This window comes from Pseudomonas sp. NPDC090203 (assembly GCF_044746765.1).
Lineage (GTDB): Bacteria > Pseudomonadota > Gammaproteobacteria > Pseudomonadales > Pseudomonadaceae > Aquipseudomonas > Aquipseudomonas putida_AD.
Window position 1 is genome coordinate 557,071 of record NZ_JBIVCV010000001.1, and the last position, 8,485, is coordinate 565,555.

At 62.2% G+C, this 8,485-nt stretch carries 9 protein-coding genes; 5 read left to right on the forward strand and 4 right to left on the reverse strand.

Going from position 1 to position 8,485, the window contains the following annotated elements:
- Position 1: 1 nt before the first annotated feature.
- A complete protein-coding gene (locus ACIPO9_RS02535) occupies positions 2 to 757 on the reverse strand; it encodes a spermidine synthase (RefSeq protein ID WP_400778698.1) in 756 nt (251 codons plus the stop codon).
- A gap of 210 nt (positions 758 to 967) precedes the next feature.
- Between ACIPO9_RS02535 and ACIPO9_RS02540 the strand changes: the two genes are divergently transcribed.
- Positions 968 to 2,314 (forward strand): class II 3-deoxy-7-phosphoheptulonate synthase, encoded by a 1,347-nt coding sequence (locus ACIPO9_RS02540; RefSeq protein WP_274132243.1) that lies wholly within the window; start codon positions 968 to 970, stop codon positions 2,312 to 2,314.
- A 123-nt stretch (positions 2,315 to 2,437) separates the two neighbouring features.
- Here ACIPO9_RS02540 and ACIPO9_RS02545 read toward each other — a convergent pair whose 3' ends face one another.
- Together ACIPO9_RS02545 and ACIPO9_RS02550 are read right to left on the reverse strand one after the other, a co-directional pair.
- Positions 2,438 to 3,682, reverse strand: a complete 1,245-nt coding sequence (locus ACIPO9_RS02545; RefSeq protein WP_400778700.1) for a winged helix-turn-helix domain-containing protein — start codon at positions 3,680 to 3,682, stop codon at positions 2,438 to 2,440.
- A 183-nt stretch (positions 3,683 to 3,865) separates the two neighbouring features.
- Positions 3,866 to 4,030: a DUF1127 domain-containing protein gene (locus ACIPO9_RS02550; protein ID WP_400605157.1), complete on the reverse strand. Its 165-nt coding sequence runs from the start codon at positions 4,028 to 4,030 to the stop codon at positions 3,866 to 3,868.
- Positions 4,031 to 4,197: 167 nt separating this feature from the next.
- Here ACIPO9_RS02550 and ACIPO9_RS02555 point away from each other — a divergent pair, with 167 nt between their 5' ends.
- Positions 4,198 to 5,052 (forward strand): LysR substrate-binding domain-containing protein, encoded by an 855-nt coding sequence (locus ACIPO9_RS02555; RefSeq protein ID WP_274132249.1) that lies wholly within the window; start codon positions 4,198 to 4,200, stop codon positions 5,050 to 5,052.
- Here ACIPO9_RS02555 and ACIPO9_RS02560 read toward each other — a convergent pair.
- The gene (locus tag ACIPO9_RS02560) at positions 5,049 to 5,780 is read right to left on the reverse strand and encodes a sulfite exporter TauE/SafE family protein (protein ID WP_400778783.1); all 732 of its coding nucleotides are present in this window, start codon (positions 5,778 to 5,780) and stop codon (positions 5,049 to 5,051) included. The two genes, ACIPO9_RS02555 and ACIPO9_RS02560, sit on opposite strands and share 4 nt — an antisense overlap.
- A gap of 265 nt (positions 5,781 to 6,045) precedes the next feature.
- On the opposite strand from ACIPO9_RS02560, the gene ACIPO9_RS02565 reads away from it, so the two are divergent.
- The 3 genes from ACIPO9_RS02565 (at position 6,046) to ACIPO9_RS02575 (ending at position 8,310) form a co-directional block, all read left to right on the forward strand.
- Complete coding sequence (locus ACIPO9_RS02565; RefSeq protein WP_400778702.1) at positions 6,046 to 6,519, forward strand: MarR family winged helix-turn-helix transcriptional regulator; 474 nt, start codon at positions 6,046 to 6,048, stop codon at positions 6,517 to 6,519.
- A gap of 325 nt (positions 6,520 to 6,844) precedes the next feature.
- A complete protein-coding gene (locus ACIPO9_RS02570) occupies positions 6,845 to 7,264 on the forward strand; it encodes an organic hydroperoxide resistance protein (RefSeq protein WP_274132252.1) in 420 nt (139 codons plus the stop codon).
- Between the two features lie 26 nt (positions 7,265 to 7,290).
- Positions 7,291 to 8,310, forward strand: a complete 1,020-nt coding sequence (locus ACIPO9_RS02575; protein ID WP_274132253.1) for an alpha/beta hydrolase — start codon at positions 7,291 to 7,293, stop codon at positions 8,308 to 8,310.
- Positions 8,311 to 8,485: the final 175 nt, after the last annotated feature.

Genomic DNA, 8,485 nt, shown 5'->3' on the forward strand with positions numbered 1-8,485 from the left:
CTCAGGTGGCCGGGCGAACGCTCTGGATCAACGACAGCAGGGAATAACCCAGATGCGGGGCCAGGGCCTCGGCACGCTGGGTCAGGGCGTCGATGTCCAGCGTCTGGTCAAGGTCGGCCGGCACCATGAGAATCACGTTGCCCTCCTTCACCGGCAGCTCCCAATAGTGGCGGTGATAGAGGCCGCGCAACAGCGCCGCGCCCAGCGGCTTGCCGTCGTCCGACGCCCACTGGTTGATGATGAGCCAACCACCGGGGTTCAGCCGCTGCTGGCACTTCTCCAGAAAGCCCCACGCCAGATGCCCGACTGCAGGGCCGGTGTCGGTGTACAGGTCGACGAAGATCAGGTCGGCGCTTTCGGCCGTGGGCAGCAGTTCCAGGGCATCGCCGATGCGGATGTACAGCCGGGGATCGTCCGAAAGACCCATGTATTCCATGGCCAGGCGCGGCACATCGGGGCGCAGCTCGATGGCTTCGACGTCGTCCAGCGGCAGGAACTTGAGGCAAGCCTGGGTCAGAGTACCCGCGCCAAGGCCCATGAACAGGGCGCTTTCCGGCGCTTCATGGCACAGCGCGCCGATCAGCATGGCGCGGGTGTAGTCGTACTCCAGCCACGCGGGATCGGCGGTGAAGGTGCAGCTCTGCTCGATGGCGTCGCCGAACTCCAGGAAGCGGTAGTCTTCCACTTCCAGCACGCGGATCATGCCGAAGTCATCATGGACTTCGGCCAGCACGCGCTCTACACGCTCCTGGGTCATTGCTGTTCTCTTGCCAATGGTCGGTCGGTGTACGGCTTGAGGGGCGCGGCGGCTGCAAAAATGCGGTCGCCGGCAAGCCGGACTGCTACGGGCCGCGACAACGGCCTGGATAAGCGGCGGATTGTCAGCGATTGCGCCCCGGCAGGTCACGCAAATTCTCGGGGCTTGCTGCTAACATGGCTGTCCGATCGCACTGACTTCGAGTTCATGATGAGCCAACCCTGGAGCCCCGACAGCTGGCGGACCCTGCCTATCCAGCAACAACCCCAGTACCCTGACGCCGAGCACGTGCTGCGTGTCGAGCAGACGCTGGCCAGTTATCCGCCGCTGGTGTTCGCCGGTGAGGCCCGCGAGTTGCGCCGCCAGTTTGCCGAGGTCACCGAAGGCCGCGCCTTCCTGTTGCAGGGTGGCGATTGCGCCGAGAGCTTCTTCGAATTCTCCGCCGCGAAGATCCGCGACACTTTCAAGGTGTTGCTGCAGATGGCAATCGTCATGACCTTCGCCGCCGGCTGCCCGGTGGTCAAGGTCGGGCGCATGGCCGGTCAGTTCGCCAAGCCGCGTTCGTCGAATGACGAGACCATCGACGGGGTGACCCTGCCCGCCTACCGCGGCGACATCGTCAACGGCATCGGTTTCGATGAGAAGAGCCGCGTACCGGACCCTGACCGCCTGTTGCAGGCCTATCACCAGTCCACCGCGACCCTGAACCTTTTGCGCGCGTTCGCCCAGGGCGGTTTTGCCGACCTGCATCAGGTGCACCAGTGGAACCTGGACTTCATCGCGGGCTCGGCGCTGTCCGACAAGTACAGCCAACTGGCCAACCGCATCGACGAAACCCTGGCCTTCATGCGCGCCTGTGGCATGGACACCTCGCCGCAACTGCGCGAAACCAGTTTCTTCACCGCCCACGAAGCCCTGCTGCTGAACTACGAAGAAGCCTTCGTGCGGCGCGACAGCCTGACCAACGACTTCTACGATTGCTCGGCGCACATGCTGTGGATCGGCGATCGCACGCGCCAGCTGGACGGTGCCCATGTGGAGTTCCTGCGCGGGGTGAAGAACCCGATTGGCGTGAAGGTCGGCCCGAGCATGAACACCGACGACCTGATTCGCCTGATCGACATTCTCAACCCGGACAACGACCCCGGCCGCCTGAACCTGATCGCGCGGATGGGCGCCAACAAGGTCGGCGACCATCTGCCGGGGCTGATTCGCGCCGTCGAGCGCGAAGGCAAGAAGGTGCTGTGGAGCTCGGACCCGATGCACGGCAACACCATCAAGGCCAGCAGCGGCTACAAGACCCGCGACTTTGCGCAGATTCTTGGCGAGGTGAAGCAGTTCTTCCAGGTGCACCAGGCGGAAGGCACCTACGCCGGCGGCATCCACATCGAAATGACCGGGCAGAACGTCACCGAATGCATCGGCGGCGCACGGCCGATCACCGAGGATGGGTTGTCGGATCGCTACCACACCCACTGCGACCCACGGATGAACGCCGATCAGTCGCTGGAACTGGCGTTTCTGATTGCCGAGACGTTGAAGCAGGTGCGCAGGTAGCCGGCGCTTCCTGTAGGAGCGCGCTTGCCCGCGACGACGTCGTGTCAGTCGACATAGGCGTCACAGGTAAACCGCCGTCGCGGGCAAGCGCGCTCCTACAGTGGGTGTGCGTCCATCAAAGAGTTACAAATGGTCCAACCCTTTCGCAACAAACGCCACCCGCAGGCGTGCCGCACTGGCGCGCTGGCAGTTGATCAGTACCTCTGGTAACCCCAGCCAGTTCGCCAGTTGCCGCAGGTTAGCGGCCAGCGCGTGCATCCCCTCCTCGTCCAGCCCCGGCTGCTCCTCATGCACGGCATGCACCGCCAGCCGCCCGGCTGCGCGCTCGGCACGCAGATCGATGCGCGCGGCGATGCGTTCGTTGTGCAGGAATGGCAGCACGTAGTAGCCGTACACCCGCTTGTGCGCCGGGGTGTAGATCTCGAGCCGGTAGTGAAAATCGAACAGACGCTCGGTGCGCGCCCGCTCCCACACCAGTGAATCAAAAGGCGAAAGCAGTGCGCTGGCAGTGACTTTTCGCGGCACGTTGGTGTTCGGCAGCACATAGGCCGGCTGTTTCCAGTCCTTGACCCGAACCACCTCGATGGCGCCCTCTTCTACCAGTTCTGCAAGCCCAATCTTGGCGGGCGCCGGATCCTGACGGAAATAATCGCGGATGTCTTTCTCGGTGCCGATGCCCAAGGCCTTGACCGCGTGCAGCAGCAAGCCGCGCTGGGCATCGGCTTCGGTCAGTTCGGGATGATTGATGATCGGGGACGGCAGCACACGTTCCGGAAGATCGTAGAGTCGTTCGAACCCACGGCGCCCGGCGACCGTCACCTCGCCCGCAGCGAACAGCCATTCCAGCGCGAGCTTCTCGGCGCTCCAGTCCCACCATTGCCCGGCGCGATCTTCGCGGGTGCTGATACTGCCCGCCCCCAATGCGCCCTGGTCGCGCACGGCCTGCAGGACACGGGCAAGGGTCGAGGCTTGTTCACGGCCGAATTTGGCCAGCTGTTGATAAATGCCTTCGCCCTGGGATGCACGCTGCATGCGCCAGCGCATCAGCGGGTACAGTTCGATGGGCAACAACGAGGCCTCATGGCCCCAGTATTCGAAGAGTTTGCGTTGTCGGCCCTGGCTCCATGCGGCCTGATCCAGCAGCTTCTGCGGGTAATTGCCAAGGCGCGAATAGAGCGGCAGGTAATGCGAGCGCACCAGGGCGTTGACCGAATCGATCTGCACCACACCCAGGCGTTCGATCAGTTGCATGACGTGACGCGAAGTGACCGTCGCAGGCGGCTGGCGGCCGTTGAACCCCTGGGCGACCAATGCCACCCGGCGTGCTTGCTTGACGGACAGTTGTTGAGTCGACAGATCTGCGGACATTCAGAACCTCCTGATCGATCCGCAAAGCTACCTGATCCGGGCCAACGCCGCCATGTGTGGGCTTGGGGGTGGTGCGATCAGGTGAGGCATAACACGGGCCCGTAGCAGCACGGCTTGCCGGCGGGAGCGATCTTGAAACCGCCCCGCCGGCAAGCCGTGCTGCTACGGGCGCGCGACATCGCATCAATGCTTGAGCGGGTCGTCCCAGAACGGGCGGTCGGTTTCCTCCAGCACATCGGCACGGCTCAGGCCGATGTCCTTGAGGGCGTCATCGCTCAGGCTCGCCAGTATGGCGCGCTCGTGATGCAGCTTGCGCCAGCGGGCTACCTGGGCCACGCCCGATTTCATCCAGCGCTCAAGGGTGGACTCACCCGACAGGGTTTTCAGTACCAGTACATAACCTTTTTGACCTTTCATCGTCTTGCCCTCCAAGTGGGGATGGCTAGATTGTCTGCCTGGGAATAAGATCAAACCAACGAATGTTTCTGATGCACCCCATCTGGGAGATTGATGCAATGGCCACCTATCCAAGTATCGACAGCGAGCTGCTGCGCACCTTTGTCGCCATTGCCGATCAGGGCGGTTTCACCAAGGCCGGCGAGGTGGTGAACCGCACGCAGTCGGCGGTGAGCATGCAGATGAAGCGGCTGGAAGACGACGTCGTACAGCGCCCGCTGTTCCAGAAAGACGGCCGCGTGCTGAACCTCACCGCTGAAGGCCAGGTCCTGCTGGGGTATGCCCGGCGCATCCTCAAATTGCACAGCGAAGTGTTCAACACCCTGCGCGAGCCGCACATGGTCGGCACGGTGAAAATCGGCACGCCGGACGATTACGTGATGCGCTTCCTGCCCGGCATTCTCTCGCGCTTCGCACAAGCCTATCCGCTGATTCAAGTGGAGGTGCACTGCGAGTCATCGGCGCAGTTGCTGCAACGTCAGGACCTGGACCTGAGCATCGTCACTCGCGAGCCCGGCAAGGAAATCGGGCAGATCCTGCGTCAGGAGCGTTTCGTCTGGGCCGAGGCTGCCGGATTCTGCCCACACGAACAAACGCCGATTCCCCTGGCGATGTTCAACAGCGACTGTTTCTGCAGGCTGTGGGCAAGCAACGCACTGGATGCAGCAGGCCGTGAATATCGTGTGGCCTACACCAGCGCCAGCCTCTCGGCGATCATGGCGGTGGTCAGCGCGGGGCTTGCGGTCACGGCCCAACTGCAGAGCCTGATCACCTCGGATCTGCGGGTACTCGGCGAGGACGAGGGCTTGCCGCAACTGCCCTCGGCCAGCATCGTGCTGCTGCGCAACCCGAACAATCCCTCGCCGATCACCGAATGCCTGGCCGATCACATCGCCGAGGGCTTCAAGCTCTAGATCCTGAAGCAGAGCATGATCGCGCAGATCACCAGGAACACGCAGAACAGCGAGCGCAAAAGGCGCTCCGGCAGGCTGTGGGCCAGCGCGACACCCCAGCTGATACTCGCAAGGCCGCCAATGGCTAGCGGGATGCCCATCAGCCAGTTCACATGACCGTGAAAGGCGTAAGTGGTCAGGGTGATCACCGTCGCAGGGGCCGCCAGGGCCAGCGCCAGGCCTTGGGCGACCACCTGGGTCGCGCCGAAAACGCCGGTCAGGATCGGCGTCGCGATCACACCGCCGCCCACGCCAAACATGCCCGCCGTCACACCAGACCCCACGCCCAGCATCCACAGCCACTTGCTGTGACGCAGCTGCGCATCGGCGTTGCCCTTGCGCCAGTACATCTGGATCAGGTTGAACAAGGTCAGCACCACCAGAAATGCGACGAAGCCGATGCGCATGCTCTGGGCGTCGACCCGCACGGCCCACAGCGAGGTCAGCCAGGACACGACGAAGCTGGGCACGATCAGCATCATCGCATTGCGCACGGAAATCCGGTTACGCTGGTTGTAACGCCACAGCGCCAACAGCACATTGGGCAGTACCATCAATAGAGCCGTGCCTTGGGCCAGTTGCTGATCCAGGCCAAACAGCACGCCCAGCGCCGGAATCGCCACCAGCCCGCCGCCGATTCCGAACAGCCCGCCCAAGGTGCCCATGGCCGCGCCCAACAACAGGTACATCACAACATCCACGATCACGACCGGTCCTCTGTATGAATTCTGCGCGCATGCTACGCAGTCGGGCCGGCCGAGGAAATCCGCAGCGGGCCAATAACATCGACGTTCTGTGATGAGTTGATTCACAGTTCGTGTTCCAATTGACGCCTGGGCCTTGTGAGCAGGCCGATAGAGAAAAGCCTCATGACCGATTGCCTAAATTATCTGGTGCATTAAACATCACCACACTAAATTAGCGCCCATGACTGACACCCCGAGGACACCCACGATGACCGCCGACCCAAGCGACACCGCAGCCGGCGCTGGCAGCTGTAACGAATTGCTGCTGGACAGCCAATTGTGTTTTGCCTTGTATTCCACCTCGCTGATGATGACCAAGGTCTATAAACCGCTGCTCCAGGCACTGAACCTGACCTATCCGCAGTACCTGGCGATGCTGGTGCTATGGGAGCGCGAAGGGATCACGGTGGGCGAAATCAGCTCACGGCTGCTGACCGACCCCGGATCGCTGACCCCCCTGCTCAAGCGCCTCGAAGGCGAAGGCCTGATCCGCCGCACTCGCAGCAAGGAAGACGAACGTGTTGTGCAACTGTACCTGACCGATCAGGGCAAGGCCCTGTACGACAAGGCGCGCAGCATCCCGCCGTGCATTCTTTCCGCCAGCGGCATTTCGCTGGAACAGCTCAAGGCGCTGCAGGAAGATCTGGTCAACGTGCGTGGGAATCTGCACGACAGTCTGTAAGCCGCTTCTCTTTCCGAAAGGCCAGCCATCGCGCTGGCCTTTTTTTTGGCTGCAGGAGCGCGCTTGCCCGCGACCGCGGTAAGTCAGATGTCGATGTATCCACTGGAACACCGCGGTCGCGGGCAAGCGCCGCTCCTACGTGATTTTTTTACGCTTATAAATCAGATAGATAAGCAAAAAATGAGCTGCAAGCGAAGAAAATCTGAAAATTAATCTTGCGCGCAAACTATTTGCGCAGTACATTTCATCTCACTTGCTTAGCGCACAAACCTTTAGCGCGAAGCACAACCAGCTTCAGCCCAACATCATCAAGTGAGGAAATATCATGCAAGCTCTCTATACCGCAGTCGCAACCGCAACCGGTGGCCGTGATGGCCGTGCTGTTTCCAGCGACAAGATTCTCGACGTGAAACTGGCCACCCCGAAAGAACTGGGCGGCGCCGGTGGCGAAGCGACCAACCCTGAGCAACTGTTCGCTGCCGGCTACTCGGCCTGCTTCATCGGCGCACTGAAATTCGTTGCCGGTCAAAGCAAGCGCAGCATCCCGGCTGATGCCTCGATCACTGCCCACGTCGGCATCGGCCAGATTCCTGGCGGTTTCGGTCTGGACATCGACCTGAACATCAACCTGCCGGGTCTGGATCAAGCCGACGCTCAAGCGCTGGTCGATGCGGCTCACCAGGTCTGCCCGTACTCCAACGCCACCCGTGGCAACGTTGACGTCCGTCTGCACGTGACCGTCTAACTCACCCGCCTGCTCAGGAGATGAACATGAACACGTTCGGCAAGATTCTGGCTGGTTCGCTGCTCGCGCTGTCCATCGGCAATGCCTTCGCGGCAACCGATACCGGCGTTGAGCACAACACTCAAGCGTTCCTCGATGCCCTGAACTCGGGCACCGGCAAACCGATTGAGCAGCTTTCGCCCAAAGACGCCCGCGCCGTACTGACCGGCGCCCAGGCAGGGGTCAAGCTGACCCTGCCCAAGGCCGATGTCAGCCAGAAGACCATCTCGGTTGACGGCCAGAACATCAGCCTGACCATCGTGCGTCCGGCTGGCGTCAAGGGCACCTTGCCTGTGTTCATGTACTTCCACGGCGGCGGCTGGGTGCTGGGCGACTACCCGACCCACGAGCGTCTGGTGCGTGATCTGGTAGAGGGTTCCGGTGCGGTGGCGGTGTTCGTCAACTACACCCCTTCGCCTGAAGCGCACTACCCGACGGCGATCAACCAGGCCTACGCAGCGACCAAATGGGTGGCTGAACATGGCAAGGAGATCAACGTCGACGGCAAGCGTCTGGCGGTAGCGGGTAACAGTGTCGGCGGCAACATGGCGGCGGTCGTCAGCCTGATGGCCAAAGACAAGGGCACCCCGGCCATTCGTTACCAGGTGCTGCTGTGGCCGGTGACCGACGCCAACTTCGATACCGGTTCCTACGAGCAGTTCGCCGAGGGGCACTTCCTCACTCGCAACATGATGAAGTGGTTCTGGGACAACTACACCACCGATCCAAAGCAACGCGCCGAGATTTACGCATCACCTCTGCGCGCAACCCTGGATCAGCTGAAGGGCCTGCCGCCTGCGCTGGTGCAGACAGCCGGTGCTGACGTGCTGCGCGACGAAGGCGAAGCCTATGCCCGCAAGCTCGATCAGGCGGGTGTTCCAGTCACGGCGGTGCGCTACAACGGCATGATCCATGACTACGGTCTGCTGAACGTGGTCAGCCAGGTGCCGGAAGTGCGCTCGGCAATGTTGCAGGCTTCGCAGGAATTGAAGGTTCATTTGAAGTAAACGGCGCAGGCCGGATGCATCGTTGCAGATGCATCTGACGCCGTCGCGGGGGGGGGGGGGGCGGGGGGGGGGGGCCCCCCCCGGGGGGGGGGGGGGGGGCCGCCCCGCCCGCCCCCCACACCCCCAACAAAAACACGCAAAAAACAAGGAAAAGGAAAAACCACCCCCCCAAAAA